Source organism: Pseudomonas sp. BIGb0176, from assembly GCF_024810175.1.
GTDB classification, from domain to species: Bacteria; Pseudomonadota; Gammaproteobacteria; order Pseudomonadales; family Pseudomonadaceae; genus Aquipseudomonas; species Aquipseudomonas protegens.
The window spans coordinates 1,390,282-1,415,421 of sequence record NZ_JANUEC010000001.1 but is presented as its reverse complement, the minus strand read 5'-3'; the positions used below and the strand labels follow the sequence as shown (position 1 = coordinate 1,415,421).

The window sequence follows — 25,140 nt, the reverse complement described above, 5'->3', positions numbered from 1 at the left end:
CGACGCTATGGAGCTTGACGATGAAAACCCTTCACTGCGTTCCCCTGGCCCTGGCCTTGAATTTCTGCCTGGCCTTTACCGCCAGCGCCGAACCCAAGGTGCACATCTACAACTGGTACGACTTCATTGCCCCCGAGACCACCAAGGACTTCCAGGCACAGACCTCCGTCGCCGTGACCTACGACGTGTTCGACAACGGTGACGTGATGCAGAGCAAGCTCATGGCCGGCCGCAGCGGCTACGACGTGGTAGTGGCCACCGGCGACCTGCTGCCGAACCTGATCAAGGCAGGGGTGCTCAAGGAACTGGACCGCAGCCAGTTGCCCAACTGGCCCAACCTGGACCCGCAGATCCTGGCCAAGGTGCAGGGCAACGACCCGGGCAATCGCTATGCCGTACCCTACCTGTGGGGCACCACGGGCATTGGCTACGACGCAGACAAGGTCCGGGCGATCCTCGGGCCGGACGCCCCGGTGGATTCCTGGGACCTGATCTTCAAGGAGCAGAACCTCGCCCGGCTCAGCCAGTGCGGTGTGGCCATGCTCGATGCCCCAGGCGAGATCGTCCCCATTGCCCTGCATTACCTGGGGTTGCCCTACAACAGCCAGAACCCCGAGGACTACCGCAAGGCCGAGGCCCTGCTGCTGAAGCTGCGCCCCTATGTGCGCTACTTCGATTCCTCGAAGTTCATCACCGACCTGGCCAATGGCAATATCTGCGTGGTAGTGGGTTGGGCCGGCGGTGTGCTTGACGCCAAGAGCGCATCGGAGGCCGCCGGCAACGGCCGCCAGATCGAGTACCGGATTCCCCGCGAGGGTGCCCCGATCTGGGTGGAGAGCCTGGTGTTGCTCAACGACGCCCCCAACCCGCAGCAGGGCTTGCAGTTCATCGACTACATGCTGCGCCCCCAGGTGATCGCCGCGACCACCCGCTACCTGAAGTACCCCAATGGCAACCTGGCGGCCAAGGCGCTGGTGGAGCAGCAGATCCGTGACAACCCCAGCGTCTACCCGAGCGCTGCGGTGCTCGACACTCTGTTCCCCCTGGAACCGCTGCCGTTGAAACTGGAGCGGGTGCGTACCCGGGTCTGGAGCAAGGTCAAGAGCGGTAGCTAGTCCCGAGTGGCAACAGCGGCGGCGCTGGTTGTCCCTGGCGCTCGCCAGCCGCCCCCCAGCGCCTTGTACAGCGCGACCACATTCACATAGGACGCGGTATCCGCCTGGGCCAGGGCATCCTCGGCCTGCAGTCGGCTGGCCTGGGCCTGCAGCGCCAGCAGGTAGGGCGCCGCACCTGCTGTGTAGCGCACCTGGGCCAGGGTGGCGGCCCGGCTACTTTGCCGGGCGGCTTCCAGCAGATCCCCCAGGCGTTGCTGGGACTGGCTGTAGGTGGTCAGGGCGCTCTCGGCTTCCGCCACCGCCAGCAGCACCACCTGCTCGTAACGAGCCTGGGCACCTTGGCTGCGCGCCTCGGCCTGGCGTTGCCGGGCCTTGACACTAGCCAGGTGCAGGGCCGGCCAGCTGATGCCGGGGGTGAAGCTGAAGGCCCGGCTGCTGCCGGCGCCCAGGTCCGCGCCGCGGATGGCCACGAAGCCGAGGAAGCCCCCCAGGTCCACCCGGGGATACAACTCGGCGGTCACCGCACCGATGTCGGCGCTGGAGGCGGCAAAGTCGCGCTCGGCACTGGCGATGTCCGGGCGCTGACGCAGCAGATCGGCGAGGTTGCCGATCGGCAGGCGGGTCGCAAGCGGTACCAGGGCAGCCTGACGATCCAGGGCTTTCAGCTCGCCGGGCTGGGCGGCCACCAGCACCGCCAGGCGATAGCGGGCCAGTTGGCTGCGGGTGTACAGGGGCGCCAGGGAGGCCTGCTGGCGTGCCCGCTCGGCCCGTGCACTGGCCAACTCGTCTTCGGCGCCACGCCCGGCTGCGACCATGGCGGCCACCACCTGCACCATGTGCGTCTGGTTATCCAGGGCTGCCCGGGCCACCTCCAGCTGGCGTTGCGCACCGCGCATCTCGAAGTAATTGCGCGCTACTTCGGCCGCTACCACTATCCGCGCCTGGGCCAGATCGGCCACGGCGGCTTGATCACGGGCGGCCGCAGCTTGGGACAGGCGCTGCAAGCGGCCGAACAGGTCTATCTCCCATTGGGCGTCAAACCCCGCCCGGTAGCTCTTGGCCAGGTTGCGTTCGCCGGCGGGCCCTGGATTGTCCTGGGCCAGGCTGCGGGAATAACCACCGCCGGCGGTCACGGTCGGCAAGCGGTCGAGCTGGCGCTGGTCCAGCTCGGCGCGTGCTTCCAGCAACCGGGCCTGGGCCTGGTGAATGTCCCGGTTGCGACTCAGGGCCTGGTCCATCAACTGGTCCAGTTGCGGGTCCTGGAATTGCCGCCACCAGTCGCGCTGCAATTGCTCGCTGGAGTACAGCGCCGGGTCCGGTTGCTGGGACAGGTGCAGCGGCGTCGCAACCTGTGGCTGATAATCGGGGCCCAGGGTGCAGCCACCCAGCCCCAGTGACAGCAGCAGCCAGTACAGGGGCTGCCGCGGGTTGATTGCAAAGTGACGCATGAGTTGCTCCTTAGACCCGAGGGGCCATGGCGGGGGCTGCGGCATCCAGGGATGCCAGTTCGCGCGCCCGGGGAGTGTTAGCCGCGCTGCGATGGTCCACGGCAATGATCGAGTACATGGTGGGCAGCACCAGCAGGGTGAACAGCGTGCCCACCAGCATGCCCACCACAATCACCAGCCCCAGGTCATGGCGGCTGTGGGCACCAGCACCGCTGGCGAACAGCAGGGGGACCAGCCCGGCGACCATGGCCGCGGTGGTCATCAGGATCGGCCGCAGGCGCATCTTCGCCGACTTCACTATCGCCTCATGGCGGTCCAGGCCTTCCTTGACCTGCAGCTCATTGGCGAACTCCACCATGAGGATCCCATGCTTGCTGATCAGGCCCACCAAGGTGACCAGCCCGATCTGGGTGTAGATGTTGATGGTGGACAGCCCCAGCGCCAGGGGAATCAGGGCGCCGAAGATCGACAGCGGAACACTGATCAGGATGATCAGCGGGTCCCGCAGGCTTTCGTATTGGGCTGCCAATACCAGGTAGATGACGATGATCGCGAACACGAAGGCCATGATCAGCGCCCCCCCTTCCTGCTGATACTGGCGGGCGTCCGAGAGCCAGTCATAGGTGAAGCCCGGCGGCAGGTTGCGTGCCTGCTGTTCGAGGAAGCCCACGGCATCGCCCATGGCCACTCCCGGTGCGGGAATCGCCTGGAAGACCGCCGAGTTGAGCTGGTCGAACTGAGTCAACTGGTTGGGTTCCACCCCGGTGGACAGGGTTACCAGGTTGCCCAGCGGAACCTGGCCGCCGCTGGCGCTGGTGACGTAGAAACGCGCCAGGGCCTCGGGAGACAGGCGCTCATTGCGCAGGCTCTGGGGGATTACATCGTAGGAGCGGCCCTGCATGCCGAAGCGGTTGACGTAGTTTTCGCCCACCAGCACCGCCAGGGTGTCGCCGATGTCCTTCATGGTGACCCCGAGGCTGTTGGCCTTGGCCCGGTCGATGCGGATCCTGATCACCGAGTTGTTGTAGTCCAGGTCGCTGTCCACCACCATGAACAGGCCGCTTTTGCGCGCGGCGTCCTTCAGCTCCTGCATGGCCTCGTAGACCAGCCGGTAGTCGCCGGCACTCTTGATTACCATCTGCACCGGCAGGCCGCCGGTGGAGCCGGGCAGCGAGGGCAACTGGAAGGCGAAGACATTGCTGCCCTCGATGTCATTGGCGCGATTCTGCATGTCCACCTGGATCTGGTCGGCGTTGCGCTGGCGTTGCTCCCAGTCGACGAAGTTGACCCCGCCAATACTGTTGGAGACACCGTTGATGCCGTTGATCAGCCACAGGTTGCTCTGCTCGGGCAGGGTCACCATCACCTGGTTCCACTTCTCGCCGAATTTCTCTACATAGTCGATGTTGGCGTTCTGCGGCGACTTGATGGCCGTCAGCACCGTGGACTGGTCTTCCACCGGTGCCAGTTCGCGCCGGGCCTGGTTGTACAGCAACGGCACGCTGACCAGGACCAGCAGGGCAATGACGCAGATCACCCGGCGATGTTCCAGGGACATGCTCAGCACCCGGCCATAGGCCGCCCCCAGGCGTGCGAAGCCGCGTTCGGCCTGGCGCGCCATCCAGCCTTCGTTCATCTGGCTATCGAGCAGGAACGAGCTCATGACCGGGGACAGCGTCAAGGCGATGATCCCGGAGACCACCACGGAACCGGCGAGGGTGAAGGCGAACTCCTTGAACAGCGACCCGGTAAGGCCGCCCATCAGGCCGATGGGCGCATAGACCGCGGCCAGGGTCAGGGTCATGGCGATCACCGGCGCGGCGACCTCCCGGGCGCCGATCAGGGCGGCGAGGGCCGGGGACTTGCCTTCTTCGATATGCCGGTGGACGTTCTCCACCACGATGATCGCGTCATCGACCACCAGGCCGATGGCCAGAACCATGGCCAGCAGGGTCAGCAAGTTGATACTGAAGCCAAATAGCGCCATGAAGGCCGCGGCGCCGAGCATCGACAGCGGGATGGTGATGACCGGGATGAGCACCGCCCGCACCGAACCCAGGCTGAGGAAGATGACCAGCACCACGATCACTATCGCTTCGATCAGGGTACCGGAGACTTCATCGATGGAGGCGCTGATGAAGCGGGCCAGCTCGAAGGGCACCGCTACCTTCACGTCCGGTGGCAGGTTGGCGCGGATCCCCGGCAGCAGCTCGTTGAGCTTGTCGACTATCACCAAAGGGTTGGCATTGGGGGCGGCATTCAAACCGAAGTACACCGCATTGACCCCATCCATGAGGGCACTGGTATCCGTCGCGGCCGCGCCCAGTTCCACCGTGGCAACGTCTTCCAGGCGCACCAGGCCGGCAGGGGTGCTCTTGACCACCAACTGGCGAAACTCGGCGACGTTCACCAGGTCGGTATCGACCTGGATGTCGGACACCACATACAGCCCCTTGGCCTGGCCCGGCGCGGCCTGCACGTTGTTGTCGCGCAGGGCCCGGGCCACCTCGCCGGCGGACACACCGTGGGCGGCCAGGCGGCTGGCGTCGAGCCAGATGCGCATGGCCATTTTCTGCCCGCCGTTTAAGTCGATGCTGCCCACACCCTCGATGGACGACAGCTGTGGCTGCACCACCCGGGTCACGTAGTCGGACAGCGCCGCGGTGGACAGGGTCGGGCTGGAAAAGCCGACATAGGCCACGGCCGTGGCTTCCCCGGAGGACTTCACGATCACCGGGTCGTAGGCCTCGGCGGGCAGCCGGTACTTGACCTCGTTGACCTTGGCCATCACCTGGGTCATGGCCTTGTTCGAGTCGGCATTGAGCTTCATGCGCACTGCGATCACGCTGCGGCCTTGGGTCGAGGTGGAGGTCATGTAGTCGACGTCCTCCACCGTGGCCACCGACTGGGCGATGGCCTGGGTGACAAAGCCCTGCATCAATTGCGGCGAGGCGCCGGGATACTGGGTGGTGATGGTCAGGGTCGAGCTTTCGGTCAGCGGGTACTGGCGGATCGGCAGCTTGTTGATGGCCAGCCACCCCATCAGCAGAATCAGGGTGCTGACCACCAGCGCCAGTACCGGGCGCCGGACGAATAAATCAGTGAAGGTCATGATGGGATCCTTGGTATTTCACTGGGCCCGGGCGGCGGTAGCCGGGGCATCGAGGGCCAGGCTGTCCTGGTTGGCTATCTGCACGGGGGCGCCGTTCTGCAGGCGCAACTGGCCCGAGGTCACTACCCGGTCTCCCGGCTGGACGCCTTCTTGCAGGACGACGCGGCCATCCAGGCGCTCGCCGGTCTTGACGTACGCCTGGCGCACGCTGAGGGCGCTGTCATCAGTGCCTTGCACCACGTAGACAAAGTCGCCGTAGGCGCTGTAGCTGACGGCTGTTTCCGGGACACTCATGCGCGGCGGGCCCGGCGGCAGTGCCACCTGGCCATGGACATACATGCCCGGGGTCAGCAGGTGGTCGGGGTTGGCCACTACGGCCTGCACCAGTACGGTCCGGGTGCCAGGATCGATGCGCGGCTCCAGGGTGCCGACCCGGCCCTTGAACGAGCGCTGGGGATAGGCGTCTACCGCCACGGCCATGTCCTGCCCTGTGGCCAGTGCGGCCAGGGAGCGCTCGGGCAGGGTGATGTTGGCGTACAGGGTGCGTGCGTCGGTCAGGGACACCACAGGTTCACCGGCTTTCAGGTATTGGCCGAGGTTGACCTTGCGCACGCCGAGTACGCCGTCGAACGGCGCCTTTATGCGCTTTTGCTCGATCAGGGCCTTGACCCGGCGGATGTCCCCCAGCACCTGCTGATAGGCCCAGTGAGCCTGGTCCAACTGCTCCTGGGTGGCGGCCTGTTGCGGCAGCAGCGTGCGGGTACGCTGCAATTGTGCCTGGGCATTGCTGGCCTGGGCCTGGAGCCGCGCCAGTTCGCCCAGTTGCGGCTCGGCGTTCAATTGCACCAGCACCTGGCCGGCGCGCACCCGGTCTCCGGGGGCGAAGGCGATGGCGCTGATCAGGCCGCTGGTCTCGGCGCTGACCATGACTTGCCGGGTGGCTTCCAGCTCGCCGATACCGCTCAATACGTTGGGCACATTGCCGAGCATTACCTGGGCAACGGCCACTTTGGTGGCCGGGCGCGAGCTATTGCCGGCGTCCGAACCTGAGGGAGCGGGGGCATACAGCACCTTGCAGGCGACCGCGAGCATTGCCAGCGCTACGGCAGCGCCAGCGGAGAATTTGAGTTTTCTATTCATGATCCTGACTACTGATAAGTGAATGACAGGGGGCGACGGACGATGGGCTTGTGCGTCGGTGTTAAAGCCTTGCTGGGGAAAACCTGATTCGGTACGCCATCAGCAACAGACCGGTCCCCAGAAGCAGAAACAGCATCAGGGCACCGTGCACGGCCGGGGCCATGCCCGTTGCGTCCACCAGCAGCCCCAGGGGTACGGGGACGGCGTTGAACAGGTAGACCGTCATGTAGAAGTAGGCGATGAGCTTGCCGTGGCCCTTGCCCTTGGCCAGCTGATTGATCAGCCGCGCGCTGCCGACGAATATCGCGCCATAGGCATAGCCGCCGATGATCAGGGCCGGCACCGCCAGCAGCAGCGACGCCTGGAAAAAGGCCAGTAGCAACACCGCGAAGGCCAGGCATTGGCTCAGCAGACCGCTCAGAAGGGCACGCCGGGCGTCCAGGCGCTGGCAGAACAACTGGCTGGCCCCGGCGATCAGCAGGTAAGCCGAAATGCTGTAGCCGAATACCCCGCGATCACCCAGGCCCAGTAGCTGCTCGGCGGCCCCGGGGCCGATGACGAACACGCAGGCGGCAAACGACCAACTGAAGAACACCGACCAGGCGCAAAGATGGAAGGGCATGCCAATGCCCTTGAGGCTTTGCAGCAATCCCGGGGCCTTGGCCTGCATAGCATCCGGTGTGGCGTTGGCGACCTGTACCGATGTGGGCCAGCCGCCCAGTACGCCGCAGGTGGCGACGAGGGTCAGGCCCATGATCAGCCAGAAGGGCAGTGCCATGGGGTAGAGGTCCAGTTGCAGGGCGGCACCGCTGAGCAACGGGCCCAGAGCCAGGCCCATGACCATCGCCAGGGTGGCCAGCAGCGCCGCCAGCTTGCCGTGGTCGGCGGGGCCGAAGCGCACCAAGGCGACGTTGACTCCGGCGGTCATGGCTCCCGAGCCGATACCGGCAATCAGGCGCCCGGCACCCAGTTGCCAGGGCGCCTCGCCCCGGGAAAACAACCAGGCACCGCAGAACACCAGGGCTGCCGCGGGCACCAGCAACTTGCGCAGATCTTGCAGGCGGCCGGCAAGCCCGCCCAGGGTCAGCAGCGATAGCAGTACGCCGACGCCATAGACGCCGAAGATCAGCGTCAACTGCACCGAGCTCAATTGCAGTTGCTGCTTGTAGAAGGGGTAGAGCGGCGTCGGCACGCTGCTGTTGATCAGGGACACCATCAATGACAGCGCCAGAAACAGCAGGAGCAGCCGCGATGGAGCTTTATTGCAGGCGTGCGGATTCGCGGACATGACTTATCCAGGCCAATGACTGTGGGGGCATGGCAGTTGAGGTTGTTGGAAGGGGCGAAGAGAGCACCGGCGCCCTACAGCGCAGTGACAGGCACGTTGTCGCGCAGGCAGTCACTCAAGGGGGTTGCAGGGGCTCTCGGGCTTTGTGAATCGAGTGGCGCCGGCAGTACCGGCGTCGCTCAAATCCTGAAGCAAATGATAGCGATTGAGCCGATCACTACCATGCTTGAAACCCCAGAGTTCATCTTGCTGCGTCCAATGGGGGGGGACGGCGCAGGGGCCAGGCAGGAGGGCAGACGTGCAGCGCGGTGAGCCGCCCGCTCAGCCCGGCGGCAGCAAGCGCAGCGGATCCACCGGCACGCCGTTGGCGCGGATCTCGAAGTAAAGCTGGGCGCGGTCGGTGTCCTGGGAACCGGCTTCGGCGATCTTCTGGCCCTTGATCACCATCTGCCCTTCCTTGACCAGCAGCCGGCTGTTGTAGGCGTAGGTGCTGGTGTAGGAGGGGCCGTGCTGGAGAATCATCAGGTTGCCGTAACCGCGCATGTAGCCGGCGAACGCCACCTTGCCGCCCAGGGTGGCGTGGATCGGCTGGCCCTGGGTGGTGGCGATGCGGATGCCCTGGTTGAGCTTGCCGGTGGGGGAGAAGCGCCCGATCAGCACTCCGCGCAACGGCCAGCTCCAGCCCTTGAGGGTGACCTTGGGCATGGGGGCAGGGGCCGGGGGCGCTGTTCGGCCCTTGCTGGCGGTGGTTCGCGACTTGCTGCTGACCACCCGGGTGGTCCTGGCCGCGCCGCCTACCCGCAGCACCTGGCCGACCTCCACGGTATAAGGCGCCTTGAGGCCGTTGAGCCGCGCCACCTCCTTCCAGTTGGTGCCGTTGCGGCTGGCAATGGAATACAGCGTGTCGCCGCGCTTGACCCGGTACTCGCCGGCCTTGAGGGGGCCGGAGTTGGAAGGGCTGGAGCTGCAGGCTGACAGGGTCAGGAGCAATGCGATGAAAAGCAATCTTGCGAACACGCGACATCCACTATGTCTTGACGGGGCCAAGGGGCCCGAAACTTCGGCGTTAGCCAGGCCGATAAAGCCGGCAACTATACCTGTTTGCCGATGAAGAGGCGCGTTATAGACCGCTGCCACAGCGGTTAAATTCAATCCGGATGTCACAGGACGCTGATCTTTCCTGCGCCATGAACGCCCACGGCAATCTTTGTGAACCCTCGTCGCCTGCACCGCACTAAGGCAGTACAGACCGGGAGGAATCTTATGCAAGTGCAATACCTGTTGATCGTACTGGCCGTGATCGTGCTGCTGGCCGAGATCTGGGCCATCAGAAGCCTGCTGCGCAGCGGTGCGCGGGCAGAAAACAAGGGGCTGTGGATCGTGGTGATCATCTTCGTGCCGCTGCTGGGGCTGTTGCTATGGCTGATGGTCGGCCCCAAGGCCCTGAACCGGGACGCGCCGGCCGAGCGCGGCAGAAGCTGAAAACGGGGGAGCAAACCCGCGCAAGGGTTGATCACGACATGCCAAGAATTCTTACATCCCATGTGGACGAAGCCGAGCTGACCGAGCACAACGCCAAGATGTTCGGCTCGCCCAAGGAACGGCTGGACTTCTATCGCCGGGAGATCCAATACGAAACCAGCATCCTGGCCAACCGCACCGATGCCTACCTGACGGCCCAGGCATTCCTGGTAATCGCCTTCGCTTCGTGCATGGCCAATCTCAATCCGGAATGGGGCAAGCTGTTTACTCTGTCCGTGCCGCCTTTCCTGGCGTTGCTGGGGATCCTCAGCTCTCTCAATGCCTGGCCAGGCATCAGGGCCGCCTACGAGATCATCGATCATTGGCATTTCAAGCAGAGTCACCTGCTGCACAGCGAACCGGTGATGGGCCTGGCCTATGACGAATCGCCGCTGTTCTGCGAAAGCGAGTCGAGCCACAAGGGCTATCGCAAGTCGTTGCTGTTTTCCATGCGTTCGCCCTGGTTGTTCGCGGCGTTCTGGCTGCTGCTGGGGATTTGGGCGGTGTATATCCAGGTGACCAATCCGGGCTCCTGAGGGCGCAGGCTCGCTGCCTGCGCTGCGGGACGCAACGCTACCGGCCTATGGGCGCCAGCTGGCCGGTGTGCCGCGCACGCGAACGCGGCACCTGGGTGCCACGCTCGCCGGTCACTCAGTGCGGAGCGCGGGGAATGGTCTTGAGCAGGTCTTCGGGGCTGATATGGCCGACCACGGCCTCGGCGGCGCTGCCCGGTAGCGGCAGGTCGAGGATATGACCCTTGATCTTGCCCACCACATGCATTTCGCACGGCTTGCAGTCAAATTTCAGGGTCAGCACTTCATCGCCGTGTACCAGTTGCATCGGTGCCACCTTGGTGCGCACGCCAGTCACGCCCTTGGCCTGCTTGGGGCACAGGTTGAAGGAGAAGCGCAGGCAGTGCTTGGTGATCATCACCGGCACGTCGCCGTGCTCTTCATGGGCCTCGAAGGCCGCGTCGATCAGTTGCACCCCGTGACGGTGGTAGAAATCCCGTGCCTTCTGGTTGTAGACGTTGGCCAGGAATGACAGGTGCGATTCCGGGTAGACCGGCGGCGGGCTGCTTTCGGCCTTGCGCGAGCCCCGTGGGTGGGCAGCGATGCGTGCGGCGTCCAGGGCTTCGATGACTTCCCGGCGCAGGGCCTTGAGCTGGGAGTTGGGGATGAAGTAAGCCTGGGGCGCGTCCAGCTTGATGCTGGTGGCGTGGTAATGGGTGGTGCCCAGCTGGCCCAGCAGATCCTGCAGTTGCCCCAGGGCCTGTTCCGGCTTGTTGGCCACACCGAACGGGCCATCCAGGGCGACGCTGGCGCTGATGCCTTCCTCGCTGGTGGCGGTCAGTTCCAGCCGTGCTTCGCTCAGGCGGGCCAGCCAGGACAGGCCGATGCGCCGCTCGGCGGAAGTGCGGGTCAAGGCTTGCTGCCAGTTGTGGTCGAGGTTGCGGCTCAGCGGGTGGTTGGGCCGCAGACGGCTCAGGGCTTCGGGCATCTCGTTGGGTTCGACCCGATAGCGGTAGCGTTTCTCGCCATCTTCTTCGAACTCGCCACGGGCCTCGGCGATGTTGGCGCGGAAACCCACCACCTCACGCTTGACCAGCAGGTTCAGGCCATCGCCATTGGACAACGGCTCGAAGGTCACCACCTGCAGGTCGCGCTTGCCGACCTTTTCCACGGTGCCTACCGGCAGCCCGGTGAAAGTCGGCGAGTCGAAGGCGCCGATGTCGATCTTGCGCTCGCTGACAAAGTAGTCGGTGCTGCCGCGGTGGAACGTCTTGTCCGGGTCGGGCACGAAGAAATGCGCGGTACGGCCGCTGGAGGCGCGAGCCAGATCTGGGCGATCTTCCAGAACCGCGTCCAGGCGCTGGCGGTAGTAGGCCGTGATGTTCTTCACATAGGCCATGTCCTTGTAGCGCCCCTCGATCTTGAACGAGCGCACGCCGGCTTCCACCAGGGCGCGGATGTTGGCGCTCTGGTTGTTGTCCTTCATCGACAGCAGGTGCTTTTCATAGGCGATCACGCCGCCGTGCTCGTCCTTGAGGGTGTAGGGCAGGCGGCAGGCCTGGGAGCAGTCGCCACGGTTGGCGCTGCGGCCGGTCTGGGCGTGGGAAATGTTGCATTGGCCGGAGAAGGCCACGCACAAAGCGCCGTGAATGAAGAACTCGATGGCGGCATCGGTTTCAGCGGCGATGGCACTGATTTCCTTGAGGTTCAGCTCGCGGGCCAGGACCAGCTGGGAGAAACCGGCCTGGTCGAGGAACTTCGCCCGCTCCAGGGTGCGGATGTCGGTCTGGGTGCTGGCGTGCAGCTCGATGGGCGGAATATCCAGCTCCATCACCCCCAGGTCCTGGACGATCAGCGCATCGACCCCCGCGTCATACAGCTGGTGGATCAGCTTGCGCGCCGGTTCCAGCTCGTTGTCGTGGAGGATGGTGTTGAGGGTGGTGAACACCCGGGCGTGATAGCGGCGGGCGAACTCCACCAACTGGGCGATCTCGCCCACCTCGTTGCTGGCGTTGTGGCGGGCGCCGAAGCTCGGGCCGCCGATGTACACCGCATCGGCGCCATGCAGGATGGCTTCGCGGGCGATGCTCACATCGCGGGCAGGGCTGAGCAGTTCCAGGTGATGTTTGGGCAAGGACATGTTTTTTTAGTCAGGCTTATCAGGGTCAAGGCGCGCATTGTAGCGGCGAAACGCTTGCCCGGCACCCGTGCGCTGCCAGGTGGCGGCCACGCCTTGCGCGTAGCCGCCGATTGACGCGCTGCCTCAGGCCTTTGCGGCCATTGCCGTGACTTCCACGCGCATGCCTTCCACCGCCAGGGCGGCCACGCCCACCGCGGCACGTACCGGCCAGGGCTTGGCGAAGAAACGCTGGTAGACCGCATTGAATGCCGCACGATCGGCCATGTCGGTGAGGTAGATGGTCAGGTGCATGACCCGGTCCATGGAACTGCCGGCGCGCTCCAGGGCCACTTTCAGCGCCTGCAGCGTGCACTCGCTCTGCAGGGTGATGTCCCCCAGTTCCAGGCTGCCGTCGGCGCGGGTGGGGATCTGGGTGGAGACCAGGATGCCGTTGAAACCGACCACGTCGGAGGAGATGGAATCGGCGTCCGGGTCGGGGGTGAAGCTCAGGTCTTGGTTGGCCATGGGGGTCTCTTGATTTGTGTAAGGGCGCAGCGGTCGCACTCGCTACGGTTGGTCGGAAAGATCAGTCAGGCGACAGTTCAATTTAAGACTCATGCCTTTGCGCTATGTCCATGCAGGCTTCATGAGTGAACAGGTCTGTGCAATGAATCATTGAGTACTCATCGAGTTGATGCACAAAGAGGCGAGCATTGTCCATTGGACTTCTCGAGGCCGGGAACATTTCGCTTGTCGAGCCGTCGATGAAGCTCAGGTCTCTTCGCTCAATGATTTCGTCCTTCAAACCTGAATAGCGATAACGCACCGACTCCAGATAAACAACACCGTCGCTATGAGTAAGTTTAATCGAGTGGAAGTCCGGCTTCAGGTAGTCCGGGTACTTCTTCTTCAAGTCAGGGAGTATTTCCACACCACAATTTGTCCCGATCCGAGGCACGAGATATCCGACGGATTCCTCCATTAATCCACGTATCGCTTGCCTGACTGGAATTTCAAAAAACTCGCGATTCGGTTGATAGCGAAAAGAGTCAAAACGCGCGTGCATCCGTTTTTCAACAGTTTTGCAGTCAGTCACAAGCTCGTCGTAAACGGTAATGAAATCAGTCGGCAACCCCGTACTTCGTAGATCTTTGGCCCGGTCATCAGACGTTCTCTCGGTTAATCCGATTTTGACTAATCCAGGCATGGCCGGGTTGATCATGATGTAAACAAATCCACTACTCATAAAGACGAGGCTCCAAATTGAAGTAGAAATGGCAGGGGACCGATAACGCCTGGAGCGACTCGGTAATGGCTGTATTCGCCGATGTCATCCTTGAGTGTCTTTACGTCATTGCGAGTGGTTGAGCCATGTCTCCAGCACCCGCCGGTCCAGCTCTTCCCAGTCGGCCATGCCCAGGACCCGGGTGGTGTTCAGGCCACGCAGGTAGCCACGCAATTGATAGGCGGCGATCCGCAGGCTTTGCGGGTCGGCGCTGCTGTCACCCAGCACCTGTTCGTACTCCACCAGGTAGTCCGCCACCCGCTCACGGAATTCCGGGAGGACGGCGTCGCGAATCAAGTCAAAGGTGCGCATGGGGAAATCCTTTTTTTAGTTGTAGTCGGGCTGCCAGGCAGTCTGCCCGGGGGGCAACTATCGGTTCAAGTAATAGTGACAATCAAGCAACGCAAGTTCTGCTTTGGGCGCCAACCATGGACAATCGCCCCCGACCCACAACCATGACCGCAACGGCAGCGCCCGTGACGCTGAACCGTTGCGCACCGAACCAGGCTGTACATTTTCAGGACTTACCGATGCGCCCTCTATTTGCTCCCGCCATGACCCTGGCCACCTTGCTGCTGGCCGGTTGCGCCACCGCGCCCAACGACCCGACCCTGGTCATGCAGACCCGGAAAACCCCGGCCGAATATGCCGAGTGCGTGGTGCCCAAGCTGCAAGGCAACGCCCAGAGCCCGACGGTTTCCCAGACCCAGCGCGGTTTTCGCATTGTCGTTGCCAGCAAGGTGGCGGCAGACAACGTACTGGAAGCCTACAAGGCGCCCAATGGCGGCAAGGTGTTCCTCTACGAGCGGCACTTGCTGGCCTCCAGCTTCGCTCCGTCGAGCTTCGAACGCGCGGCCCAGGAATGCCTGTAGCCAGCTGCGTTAAACCGCCTCTTTCAGTAACTTCTCGATCTGCGCCAGCTCCCAGGTACTGAGCAGGCTCACCGGGTCGGTGCCGAAGCGTTGCCGCGTATCGAGCTGCCAGACATCGCCTTCGGCGCTGCGGCAGCTCTGGCAGTGATGCAGATGCCGGCCATCGAAATCCAGCAGCAACTGCCAACCCTCGATATCCACCTGCACCTGGCCAGCGCCCGAATGGCTGGCGCCGGGCCGTAGAGGGTAAACGCCAAGGGCGGCATCGCGCAGGCGCTGGCAGACATCTCGGGCATTCAGGCAGGGCATGGGGCTCTCGCGGGCAGTGCAGGGACAAAGGCGCTCAGGATATCCATCGACTGCGTGGGTGCAAGTGCCGATTGGTCGCTGTCCGACGCTGGCCCGGGCCAGTGGCTGGCGAACTCACTGCACGCCTTAAATGGCGCCGCAAAGCCCAGGGCCTTGCGGCAATCCCTCGATCAGAAGCTGTAGTCGGCGGTGACGAACAACGAGCGCGGTTCACCCATCAGCCATTGCTGGCCGCTGTTCTGTTGCGCCGCGGCATAACGCCGGTCCAGCAGGTTGTTCACCTGCAGGCCCAGGCGCACATCTGGCAGGGCCTGCCAGCCGAGGTTGGCATCCAGCACCGTGTAGCCGGGTACATCGACGCTATTGGCGGTGTTGGCATAACGCGCATCGACGTAGCGCAGGCCCATGCCGGCTTCCAGGCTCGGAGCCAGGGCCTTGTTCAGCCACAGGTTGGCGGTGCGTCGCGGCACGTTGGTGGGGCGATTGCCGGCCCGGGACACCGCTTTGCCAGAGACCACCTCATCGAAGTCGTCGTACTCGGCGCGCACCAACGAGGCGTTGGCCGAGACTTGCCAGCCGTGATCCAGGGCCAGCTCCAGCGAGGTTTCCAGGCCGTCGGCGGATTGCTGGCCGACCTGCTGCGCCAGGCGGGTCACCGGATCGGTGGTCAAGAGCTTTTTCTTGACGATGTGGTAGGCCGCCAGGGTCCATTCGCCACGGCCGTTCCAGAACTGCTGCTTGAGCCCGAACTCGGTCTGCTTGGCTTCGGTCAGGTCCATCTGCAACTGGCTCGGGTTGAGGCTGATCAGGTTGCTGACCCCGTCTTCACTGGTGGAGTACTGGCCGTACAGCGACAGTTGATCGGTGACCGCGAACACCAGGCCGGCGCGCCAGTTGCCGCCGGTGAGGCTGCGATCGGTGCGGGTGCCGGCGCGCAGATCACTGCGATCGATATGGTTCTGGTCGCGGCGGATGCCGGTCACCAGCGACCAGCGCTCCGACAGTTGCAGGCGGTTTTCCGCAAACAGGGCGAAAGTGCGGGTGCTGCTGTCGGTCTGGGGCGAGAAGGGCGAGCGGCTCTGGAAGTAGCCCGGTGCCGGGTTCCACGGATCGATATAGTCGCTACCGATATCCTTGTAGGGCGAGTTGTTGGCCACGCCGAAGCGAATCCTGTTGTACTCCAGGCCGATCACGGTCCTGCTGTCCAGGCCGAACAGCGAGTGGTTGAAGGTGAAGCTCTGGCGATCGCCGATCTGCTCCTGATCGTGCTTGATCTCCAGGTAGTCGCCGCGCAGCAACTGCTCCCGGGAGCTGACCCAGTTGTAGGCTTCGGCGTTGCGCCAGTGGCGGCGGCTCTTGATGTAGTAGAGCTGGTTGCTGGCGCTGAGGTTGTCGCTCAGGGTCCAGTCGGTGTTGAGCCGGGTCCATTCGTCGTTGTAGCGCTGCACGGCGTTGCGCAGGTTGTAGTTCTTGTCCCGCAGGCTGTCGCGGTATTGGCCGGCAATCAGCGGCGTGCCGAAATAGCTGGCGGGTTCGCTTTCACCGCGTTCATGGGCCAGGGTGAAACCGAGGTCGTCGGTGGCTTGCCAGCGTAGCGCCGCGCTGAGTGCCAGGCTGCGTGACTGGCCCTGGTCGACCCAGCCATTGCTCTGCTGCTGGTTCAGGGTCAGGCGGTAGCTCAGGGTGTCGGTCAGCGAGCCGCCGCTGTCCAGGCCCAGTTGCTGGCGATCATGGGAGCCATAGCCCAGGCGCAGGCGGTTGTGGATCTCACCGTCGAAGGGCTTCTTGGCAATCACGTTGATCACCGCGCCGGTGGCGCCTTCCCCGTACAGCACCGAGGCCGGGCCGCGGATCACGTCGATGCGCTCGACCATCCACGGGTCCACCGGGAAGGTCTGGCTGCCGGCGCCGGTGTACAGGCGCGCGCCGTCGAACAGGGTCATCACCGAGGAGTGCCCAGTAAAGCCGCGGGCCGACAGTGCGGTATTGCCGTTGCCCGGGGTGGCGATGCTGGTGATGCCGGGGGAGCGGGTGACGGCATCCTGCACCGTGAGGTTGTTGCGGTTGCTGATGGCGTCGTTGCCCAGGCTGCTGGTGCTGGCCGGAGTCTCCAGGGCCGTGAGGTTCAGCCGCGAGCCGGCGGGCAGGGGCGTGTCCAGAGAGGTTTGCGGGGCGCTGGAGACTCCGCTCACTTGGGCCTCGGGCAAGACCAGGAAGGTTTTCTGTTCAGCCTGTGCCAGGGCCGGGTAGGCCATGCAAGGCAGGAGGGTGAAACACAGCGAGGGGCTCGCCAGGTGTTGCAGCAAGGAGGTGCGGGACATGCGATTCCTACTACTTGTAAGGAATGAATGAATCCCGGAGGGAACAACGCATAGGGAATCGCGGGCAGCCGCGCCCACGAAAACCGGACTGCGCCCGCCCACCGCGGGGTTGTCAAACGAAGTTGCAGGCCGGTCTCCGGGCTTGCGAGGGTCATGAGGCATTCACCTTCCCATGCCTTGGCACAGTGGTCTGTCGAATGCTTCGCTCGCTTACCGTTGCGGGGGCAGCGCCGGACTGATCATCGAAATGACGCACCGGCTTCCCGTTTAACCCCATGCACGGCGGCATGGGACACCTGAAACTGGCGCGCATATGAGCACTGCCGAGCCCTTGCGTCAATGGCATGTGGCCAGCTACGGCGGCGGTTTCAGCGCTTTATACCAGGTAAGTCAATATATTGACCTATTTTTCCTGGCGCTTAAATAATCAACAAATATCGACGCATTATTGACGATTTTGCTTTTCTGACCCAGTATGTCGGCGCTGAGCGATTGATTATCTTGAGTTTTTTTTGACGCCAAAGCGCTGAACTCTGCTCCGAAAATAGGCGAAACAGCCTATGGCGCAGAGCAGCCACTAAAAACATGACGGCCAGGATGGCAAGTAGCCAGGGCTGATCCGTTGGCTGTGCTAGCTTCAGACGGCGTAGCCGCGATATTTCTCTTTGGAATGATCTATGTCTGCCGAACGGATACTGGTTACTGGGGGCGCTGGTTTTATCGGTTCTCACCTCGTGGATGCACTGCTGGCCAAAGGTTATGCGGTGCGGGTTCTGGACGACCTTTCCACGGGCAAGGTCGGCAATCTGCCCATGGGCGATGCTGGTCTGGAACTGCTGGTGGGGGATGCCGCCGATGCGGCACTCCTGGCGGATGCCGTTCAGGGCTGCGATGCCGTGGTGCATCTGGCTGCTGTGGCGTCGGTCCAGGCTTCGGTCGAAGACCCGGTGGCCACCCACCAGAGCAATTTCATCGCCACCCTGCGCCTGTGCGAGGCGATGACCGCGGCCGGTATCCGCCGCGTGGTGTTCGCCTCCAGTGCGGCGGTCTATGGCAATAACGGCGAGGGCACGCCGATTGCCGAAGACACCCCCAAATCTCCCCTCACGCCCTACGCGGCGGACAAGCTCGCCAGCGAGTACTACCTGGACTTCTACCGCCGCCAGCATGGGCTGGAACCGGTGATCCTGCGCTTTTTCAATATCTTCGGCCCGCGCCAGGACCCTTCATCGCCGTACTCCGGGGTGATCAGCATTTTCAGCGAGCGGGCCAAGGCCGGGCGGCCCATCACCCTGTTCGGCGATGGCGGGCAGACCCGCGACTTCGTCTATGTCGCGGACCTGGTGAAGATCCTGGTGCAGGGCCTGGAATGCCCCGCGCCAGCAGCCGATGCCACCAATGTCGGGCTCGGCGGGGTGACCACCCTCAACGATCTGATTGGCGCCCTGCAACAGATCAGCGGCAAGCCGCTGCAGGTGAGCCACGGCGCGACCCGCTCCGGGGATATCCGCCATTCCAAGGCCGACAACCGCCGCTTGCGCGAGCGCTTCGACCTGGGCACGCCCAGCAGCCTGGCCGAGGGCCTGGAACGGCTTTACCGCAGCCTTTAGTTCGTTGCCTTAGGGGCGCCCGCCCTGGCGGCTGCCCTAGAGCCTGATGTTGTGCAGATTGATCTACTGAAGAGTGAGTTATGGATATCGAGTTTCGCAGGGGGCATGTCTGCAAAGTGGTTCGACGCCTGTTTACCGCATTGGCCTTGTGTGCCACCAACACCCTGGTGCAGGCCGCACCCGCGGCGCCCGCCAGTGTCGGGTTCTGGTACGCCGAGCAGCCACCCTTGCAGGAGCTGGCGCAGTTCGAATGGGCAGTGGTCGAGCCCGGCCATATGGCCAGCGCCGATGTCGCCACCTTGCGCAAGCTCGGCAGCCAGCCGTTCGCCTACCTGTCGGTAGGGGAGTTCGACGGCAACCGCGCTGCCCTGGCCAAGCAGGCCCTGGCCCAGGGCGCGAGCCCCGTGCGCAACAAGGCCTGGGACAGCCAGGTGATGGACATCGCCACCCCGGCCTGGCGCGAACACCTGTTCAAGCGTGCCAAGGCGCTGCAGGACCAGGGCTACGCCGGCCTGTTCCTGGACACCCTGGACAGTTTCCAGTTGCTCCCCGAGGCCGATCGCGAACCGCAACGCAAGGCCCTGGCCTCGTTCCTGCGGGAACTGCACAGCCGGCTGCCCAACCTCAAGCTGTTCTTCAACCGGGGCTTCGAGGTACTGGGCGAGCTCGATGGCGTCGCCTCGGCCGTGGCGGTGGAATCCATCCACGCCGGCTGGGATGCCTCGGCCAAGCGTTACCGCCCGGTTTCCGAAGCCGACCGCACCTGGCTTGAAGGCGAACTCAAGCCGCTGCGCGCACGCAACATCCCGCTGGTGGCCATCGATTACCTGCCGGCCAACCGTCGGGAAGAGGCACGCAAGCTGGTCCGGCAATTGAGCCAGGAAGGCTTTATACCGGTGGTCACCACCCCGGACCTCAACGCCCTGAGCATGAGCACGGTGGAAGTCCAGCCGCGGCGCATCGCCATGCTCTATGACCCGCGCGAAGGGGAACTCTACGATCACGCCGGGCACCGCATGCTCGGTGGCCTGCTGGAATACCTGGGTTACCGGGTGGACTACTTCCCGGTGGACGATAGCCTGCCTGCCTACAGCTTCGCCGGCCTTTACGCCGGGGTGGTGCTGTGGATGACCAGCGGCCCGCCCGAGGACAGCCGTGCCTTCTATAGCTGGGTCGGCCAGCGCCTGGATGAGCAGGTGCCCCTGGCGATCATGGCCGGCCTGCCGATCGAGGACCGGGCGCTGCTCAAGCGCCTGGGGCTGAACCTGGCGGCGCCGGGGGCTCGCGATGCCCTGCATGTGCTGAGCCAGGACAAGAGCCTGATCGGCGCCTTCGAGGCTCCGGTGGTGGCGCGCAGCCGCGAACTGACCCGCGTGAGCCTGCTGCCCGACGGGCCGAAACCAGCCCTGGTGCTGGGCGATGACAAGGGCGGCAAGTACGTCCCGGTGGCCACCGCCGCCTGGGGCGGCATGGCCCTGGCCCCCTATGTGGTGGAGGCCAATGTGGAGCGCAGCCGCTGGATCCTCGACCCGTTCGCCTTTATCCAGAAGGCCCTGCGCCTGCCGTCCCAGCCACGCCCGGACACCACCACCGAGAACGGTCGGCGGATCGCCACGGTGCATATCGACGGTGACGGTTTCCCGTCCCATGCCGAAGTGCGTGGCACCCCGTATTCCGGGCGCCAGGTGCTGGACGACTACATTCGTCCCAACCCGTTCCTGACCTCGGTCTCGATCATCGAAGGCGAAGTCGGGCCCAAGGGCATGTCGCCGTTCCTGGCGCGGGAGCTTGAGCCCATCGCCCAGGAGATCTTCGCCGACCCCAAGGTCGAAGTGGCCACCCACACCTACAGCCACCCGTTCTACATGCAGCCGGAGAAGGCCAAGAAGGACGAGGATTTCCACGCCGAATACGGCCTGCGCCTGAATATCCCGGGGTACAAGACCCTGGATTACAAGCGCGAGATCCTCGGCTCGCGGGACTACATCAACAGCCGCCTGACCACCGCGCAGAAACCGGTGAAGCTGGTCTTCTGGCCGGGGGATGCGCTGCCCAGCGCCGAGACCATCAAGCTGGCCTACGACGCCGGGCTGAAAAACGTCAACGGCGGGCAGACCATCCTGACCAAGGCCAACTCATCGCTCACCGGCCTATACCCGCTGTTGCGGCCGACCTCGGGCGGCTTGCAGTACTACGCTCCGGTGATCAACGAGAACATGTACACCAATCTCTGGAAAGGCCCGTACTACGGCTTTCGCGATGTGATCGACACCTTCGAGCTGACCGACAGCCCACGGCGCCTGCGCGGCATCCACCTGTACTACCACTTCTATTCGGGCACCAAGCAGGCGTCGATCAAGGCCATGACCGACATCTACCAGTTCATGCGTGGCCAGCAGCCGCTGTCATTGTGGATGAGTGACTACCTGGACCGGGTCCACGGCCTGTACCAGGCAAGCCTGGCGCGGACCGCCAATGGCGACTGGCAGGTACGCGGCATGGACGGCCTGCGCACCTTGCGCCTGGACCCGGCGCTGGGTTGGCCGGACCTCGGCCGCTCGGTGGGGGTGGCCGGGGTGCGCGACTTGCCCCAGGGGCGCTATGTAGCCTTGAGCAGCGATCATGCGCTGTTGGCCCTGCGCCCCGAGCGCGATCCGCGCCCGGCACTGGAGCTGGCCAATATTCCCCTGCGCGACTGGCGCTATGTCAATGACCGGCAGGTGAGCTTCTCCTTTGCCGGCCAGTTCAACCTGGAATTCTCGGTGCGTTCGGCCAGCGCCTGTCGGGTCGAGGTCCAGGGCCAACGCTACGCCGGCAAGTCCGAACAGGGCCTGTGGCATTTCCAACTTCCCATGAAGCAGGTGAGTGATGCCCAACTCCTCTGCAACTAAGGCCAAGGCGCCCAGCGCGCGGCTGCTCAACCCCTGGGCCTTGCTGCTGGTGGCGATCGCCGTCGGCGTGCTGCTGTGGGCAACCTTTCGCAATGAAGAGGCGTTCCGCCCCAAGGGCGGGCAGCCGGACGAAGTGTCGGCCAGCTACGCCGAGGTGCTGCTGGCCGCACACCCGGAAAACAATGAGCTGCGCACCCAGCTGCTCGACCTGCTGATTCAGCTGGGGGACTACCCCAAGGCGGAAAAAAACCTGGCCCAGTGGCAGCGGCCCGATCCGGCGCTCAAGGCCTACTACCGCTTGCAGCTTGATGCCCTGGCGCTGAACAACAGCACCGACAGCTCGGCCCTGCAGGCCCTGGCCGAACGTTTCAAGGCCTTTGACTACAAGCCGCTGCCATCGCCGCAACTGGAGCGCCTGGCCACTTTGGCCCTGAGCGCCCAGGCCCCGGGGCTGGCGGCGGATACCTATGCCGAGCTGGCGCGGCGCGACCCTACACGGCGCGAGCAGTGGCTGCCTGAAGCCGCCAAGTGGTACCAGGCCAGCGAACAGCCGGGGCGCGCGGCCGATCTCTATGTGCAGTTGCTCGATGCCAGCCAGACCCCCGAGGCGCGTCGGCAGTTTCTGCAACAGGCCTTCACCACCCTGGTGGCGGCCGATCGCGGCGATCAGGCAGTGGAGCTGCTGGCCCGAGAGCTGGCCGCACAGCCGGACGTGGAATTCGAGCCGGCGCTGCTGGACCGCGGCGTGGATGTGGCCGTGGCGCACAACCGCGTGGACCTGGCGGAACAGTTCTTCAGTGCCTGGCGCAAGGTGCAGCCCGACAGCCCGGAAATCCTCGCCAAGGAATTCAAGCAGCGCCTGGCCTTCGGTGACCTGGCCGGCGCCCATGCGGTGGGCCTGCAACTGCTCGAACAGCGGCCGGATGACCCGCAGTTGCTGGAGCAGATGGCCCATCTCGCCGAATGGCAGGGCGACTCGGCCGCCGCCCTGGGCTACTGGATCAGCCTGAGCACGCTAAGCAAGGACCCGGCGCAGTTCGAGCACACCTGGCGCCTGGCGATGCAGACCTACGACTTCGACCGGGGCATCCCACTGCTGGCGGGGATCATGGACAGCCGCGCCCTGACCAACGTCGAGCTCGATGCCCTGGTCTACGCGCAAGAGTCCAGGGGGACGCCCGAGGAGGCAGAAAAGTGGCTGCGCCGCTATGTCGCCAAATACCCGAAACAGCGTCTGGCCTGGGTGCGCCTGTTGCAGAACCTGGAAAACACCGAGCAGTACCCGCAGCGCCTGGTGGTCTGGAACCAGTTCGCCAAGCGCTATCCGCTCACCAGCACCGAACGTGTGGACTGGGCCAACAACCACCTCAAGCTGTTCGATAGCCAGGGGGCCTGGAAAGTCATCACCGCGGTGGATGGCAACAAGATCAAGGACTTCGACTACTGGCAGTCCCGCGCCGCCCTGGCCTGGGACCTGGAGCTGGACGACGAGCTGCAGCTGGCGCTGGAGAAGATGCTGGCGATCAAGGGCTCGCTCAATACAGGCGACGAAAGCGAGCTGATTGCCCTGTATCGCACCCGCGATCCGCGCAAGGCCCTGCAATTGACCGTGGACAGCTGGCGCCAGGGCCACAGCCCGCAGCGCCTGGTGGCCGCCCTGCAACTGGCCCAGGAACTCCAGGACTGGCCTCTGGTGGTCGATTTGCTCAAGGAGGCCGAGCAGTACCCGGGTGCCAGCGACCAGTCCCAGGTGCTGGCCGCCCGCGCCGCGCTGGCGGTGCAGCAGGGCCAGACCGATCTGGCCCTGCGCCTGTATCAACAGGGCTTGAGCCGCTTCCCGGACGACAACACCTTCCGTGAGCGGCTGCTGTGGCTGTATGTCGATCTGGGCCGCACGGGCGAGATCAAGCCGCTGTTGCAGCAATGGCGCTCCCTGGCCCGCAGTGACAGCAGCCTGTGGCTGCCGTTCGCCGCCGCCAGCCAGTTGCTCGGGCGCAATACCGAGGCCCTGGCCTGGTATCGCCTGTACTTGCAGGCCAACCCCCGGGACTGGATGGTCCAGGCCGCCTATGCCGATGCCCTGGAGGGCGCCGGTTATGCCGACTCGGCCCAGCGCTTGCGCCTGCGGCTCGATCGCCAGGTCAGCCCGGAGCAGATCCGCGCCACGCCCCAGGGCTATGCCACCTGGCTGCGCCTGCTGGCCAGCAGCTATTCGTCACGCAAGGCGCAGAACAAGGCCATGCAATGGCAGGACGGTTCCAAGCCGATGCTGCAGCTGTGGTTCGATCAGTTCCTCGCGCGCCTGGATGACCTCAATCAGTCGGCGCAAAAGGATGAGTGGCTGGCCTGGGCCCGCAGCCGCGGCCTGAAGGTCAGCCGCTACGAGCAGATCCAGGAAGCCCTGCGCGGCAGCAATCGCCAGGCCCTGGAGCGCCTGGTGGCCAGCGGCGACCTGGACCCGGCGCAGCAGGTCGAGGCCTTGAACAGCCTGGGTCGTAGCGGCGAAGCGCTGGCGGTGGGCCTTTCGGCACTGGGTGACGAGCAACCGGCGGCGCTGCGCGAGCAACTGCGCCGCCAGGCCATCGAGATGACCGAGCGCACGCCCCAGGGTATGCAAATCGCCTGGGAGCGCCAGGACTACGGCGGCCTGGTGTTCAACGGCCCGCGCCTGACCGCCGCGCGCTATCTGAACGACAACTGGTACGCCAAGCTGGTCCTGGAGCAGGGCCGCTACAGCGGCGATGTACTGGATGAGTCGCGCCTGGGCAATGAGACCAATACCGAACTGACCTTGCAGCGCCAGCTGGAGAACGGCAACTACAAGCTGATCTTCGACAGCAGCCTGCGCAAGGACGATGACCGCAACGGCCTGGGTGCCAGCCGCACCTGGCAACTGGACAGCGGCAACGAGCTGGACGTCGGTGCCGACTGGCACCGCAAGAACGAGGACAGCGGATACATGCGCACCTTCGGCCAGCAGGATGATGTCTGGGTGGGCGGCCGGCATCGCTATTCGGCCCGTGACCAGTTGTCCTGGAACCTGGCCCAGCGCTGGTTCTCGACCCGCGGCGGCGATGACCTGGGCAGCGGCCAGGCGTTGAAGGTCGAGTTCGACCACACCTTGCAGTTCGAAGGGCCGAACTGGGAATTGCGCAGCGGTATCGACTACCAGCAGAACAGCCTGAACAACCGTTCGCTGCCCGACCTGGCCAATACCCTGGGCGGAGGCATCGATCTGGCCGGGGCCGATCTCGACAATCCGGAGCAGATCACCAGCCAGACCCTGCTGCAGAAGCGCTACGGCCAGCTGTTCTTCGGCAGTTCCTGGCGGCGCGGTTTCCCGGGGGCGCTGAACCGCACGCGGGGGCAATACACCTGGCTGGTGGATGTCAGCACCGGCTGGCAGTGGACCGACAACACCATCAACTACGCCATCAGTACCGGTGTCGGCACTGAGGTGATAGGGGATGACGAATTGGCAGTGACCCTTGGCTACCAGTCCGCGCCGCAAGGCGGGGCAGGCAAGTCCGGGGGCACTGCAGGTGTCAGCTACAGCGTGCGTTTCGGACGCTGATCATGGAATTCAAAGAGGAGTAA

18 protein-coding genes and 1 riboswitch are annotated in these 25,140 nt (G+C 64.4%); of the genes, 7 read left to right on the top strand and 11 right to left on the bottom strand.

The features are described 5' to 3' along the window. Positions 1–20: 20 nt before the first annotated feature. Complete coding sequence (locus M2395_RS06040) at positions 21–1,115, top strand: polyamine ABC transporter substrate-binding protein (RefSeq protein WP_077934109.1); 1,095 nt, start codon at positions 21–23, stop codon at positions 1,113–1,115. On the opposite strand, the gene M2395_RS06035 is transcribed toward M2395_RS06040, so the two are convergent. From M2395_RS06035 to M2395_RS06015, 5 genes are all read right to left on the bottom strand, one after another. After that, positions 1,112–2,563 carry an efflux transporter outer membrane subunit gene (locus M2395_RS06035; protein WP_123430787.1) on the bottom strand — a complete coding sequence of 484 codons (1,452 nt, stop codon included), beginning with the start codon at positions 2,561–2,563 and terminating at the stop codon, positions 1,112–1,114. The two genes, M2395_RS06040 and M2395_RS06035, sit on opposite strands and share 4 nt — an antisense overlap. A 10-nt stretch (positions 2,564–2,573) precedes the next feature. Further along, positions 2,574–5,675 (bottom strand): MexW/MexI family multidrug efflux RND transporter permease subunit, encoded by a 3,102-nt coding sequence (locus tag M2395_RS06030; protein WP_123430786.1) that lies wholly within the window; start codon positions 5,673–5,675, stop codon positions 2,574–2,576. An 18-nt stretch (positions 5,676–5,693) separates the two neighbouring features. Beyond that, positions 5,694–6,815: an efflux RND transporter periplasmic adaptor subunit gene (locus tag M2395_RS06025; RefSeq protein ID WP_123430785.1), complete on the bottom strand. Its 1,122-nt coding sequence runs from the start codon at positions 6,813–6,815 to the stop codon at positions 5,694–5,696. 61 nt (positions 6,816–6,876) lie between these two features. Further along, positions 6,877–8,103, bottom strand: coding sequence for an MFS transporter (locus tag M2395_RS06020; protein ID WP_065364040.1), 1,227 nt, complete (start codon positions 8,101–8,103; stop codon positions 6,877–6,879). Positions 8,104–8,424: 321 nt separating this feature from the next. Then, on the bottom strand, positions 8,425–9,120 hold the full coding sequence (locus M2395_RS06015) for a peptidoglycan DD-metalloendopeptidase family protein (protein ID WP_026020258.1): 696 nt from the start codon (positions 9,118–9,120) through the stop codon (positions 8,425–8,427). Positions 9,121–9,366: 246 nt separating this feature from the next. On the opposite strand from M2395_RS06015, the gene M2395_RS06010 reads away from it, so the two are divergent. Beyond that, on the top strand, positions 9,367–9,585 hold the full coding sequence (locus M2395_RS06010; protein ID WP_015635581.1) for a PLDc N-terminal domain-containing protein: 219 nt from the start codon (positions 9,367–9,369) through the stop codon (positions 9,583–9,585). 38 nt (positions 9,586–9,623) lie between these two features. Next, the gene (locus M2395_RS06005; RefSeq protein WP_011061248.1) at positions 9,624–10,160 is read left to right on the top strand and encodes a hypothetical protein; all 537 of its coding nucleotides are present in this window, start codon (positions 9,624–9,626) and stop codon (positions 10,158–10,160) included. 115 nt (positions 10,161–10,275) lie between these two features. On the opposite strand, the gene M2395_RS06000 is transcribed toward M2395_RS06005, so the two are convergent. From M2395_RS06000 to M2395_RS05985, 4 genes are all read right to left on the bottom strand, one after another. Then, entirely contained in the window at positions 10,276–12,276 is a 2,001-nt protein-coding gene (locus M2395_RS06000) for a U32 family peptidase (RefSeq protein WP_011061249.1), read from the bottom strand. Between the two features lie 123 nt (positions 12,277–12,399). Next, a complete protein-coding gene (locus M2395_RS05995) occupies positions 12,400–12,780 on the bottom strand; it encodes a RidA family protein (protein WP_015635583.1) in 381 nt (126 codons plus the stop codon). Between the two features lie 82 nt (positions 12,781–12,862). Beyond that, positions 12,863–13,501, bottom strand: a complete 639-nt coding sequence (locus M2395_RS05990) for a GIY-YIG nuclease family protein (RefSeq protein WP_123430783.1) — start codon at positions 13,499–13,501, stop codon at positions 12,863–12,865. Positions 13,502–13,606: 105 nt separating this feature from the next. Continuing rightward, a complete protein-coding gene (locus M2395_RS05985) occupies positions 13,607–13,852 on the bottom strand; it encodes a hypothetical protein (protein WP_015635585.1) in 246 nt (81 codons plus the stop codon). A gap of 218 nt (positions 13,853–14,070) precedes the next feature. Here M2395_RS05985 and M2395_RS05980 point away from each other — a divergent pair, with 218 nt between their 5' ends. Continuing rightward, positions 14,071–14,412 carry a lipoprotein gene (locus M2395_RS05980; RefSeq protein WP_015635586.1) on the top strand — a complete coding sequence of 114 codons (342 nt, stop codon included), beginning with the start codon at positions 14,071–14,073 and terminating at the stop codon, positions 14,410–14,412. A gap of 9 nt (positions 14,413–14,421) precedes the next feature. Here M2395_RS05980 and M2395_RS05975 read toward each other — a convergent pair whose 3' ends face one another. Both M2395_RS05975 and M2395_RS05970 read right to left on the bottom strand, forming a co-directional pair. Further along, the gene (locus tag M2395_RS05975) at positions 14,422–14,721 is read right to left on the bottom strand and encodes a hypothetical protein (protein ID WP_015635587.1); all 300 of its coding nucleotides are present in this window, start codon (positions 14,719–14,721) and stop codon (positions 14,422–14,424) included. Between the two features lie 170 nt (positions 14,722–14,891). Then, the gene (locus M2395_RS05970) at positions 14,892–17,042 is read right to left on the bottom strand and encodes a TonB-dependent siderophore receptor (RefSeq protein ID WP_123430782.1); all 2,151 of its coding nucleotides are present in this window, start codon (positions 17,040–17,042) and stop codon (positions 14,892–14,894) included. Positions 17,043–17,151: 109 nt separating this feature from the next. Beyond that, positions 17,152–17,357, bottom strand: a riboswitch (cobalamin riboswitch). Positions 17,358–17,719: 362 nt separating this feature from the next. Here M2395_RS05970 and M2395_RS05965 point away from each other — a divergent pair. The 3 genes from M2395_RS05965 (at position 17,720) to M2395_RS05955 (ending at position 25,117) form a co-directional block, all read left to right on the top strand. Further along, positions 17,720–18,652, top strand: a complete 933-nt coding sequence (locus M2395_RS05965) for an NAD-dependent epimerase/dehydratase family protein (protein ID WP_011061259.1) — start codon at positions 17,720–17,722, stop codon at positions 18,650–18,652. 80 nt (positions 18,653–18,732) lie between these two features. Continuing rightward, the gene (locus M2395_RS05960; protein ID WP_015635589.1) at positions 18,733–21,543 is read left to right on the top strand and encodes a bifunctional glycoside hydrolase 114/ polysaccharide deacetylase family protein; all 2,811 of its coding nucleotides are present in this window, start codon (positions 18,733–18,735) and stop codon (positions 21,541–21,543) included. Next, positions 21,521–25,117 carry a tetratricopeptide repeat protein gene (locus M2395_RS05955; RefSeq protein ID WP_123430781.1) on the top strand — a complete coding sequence of 1,199 codons (3,597 nt, stop codon included), beginning with the start codon at positions 21,521–21,523 and terminating at the stop codon, positions 25,115–25,117. Before M2395_RS05960 ends, M2395_RS05955 begins: the two co-directional genes overlap by 23 nt. The last annotated feature ends 23 nt before the right edge of the window (positions 25,118–25,140 follow it).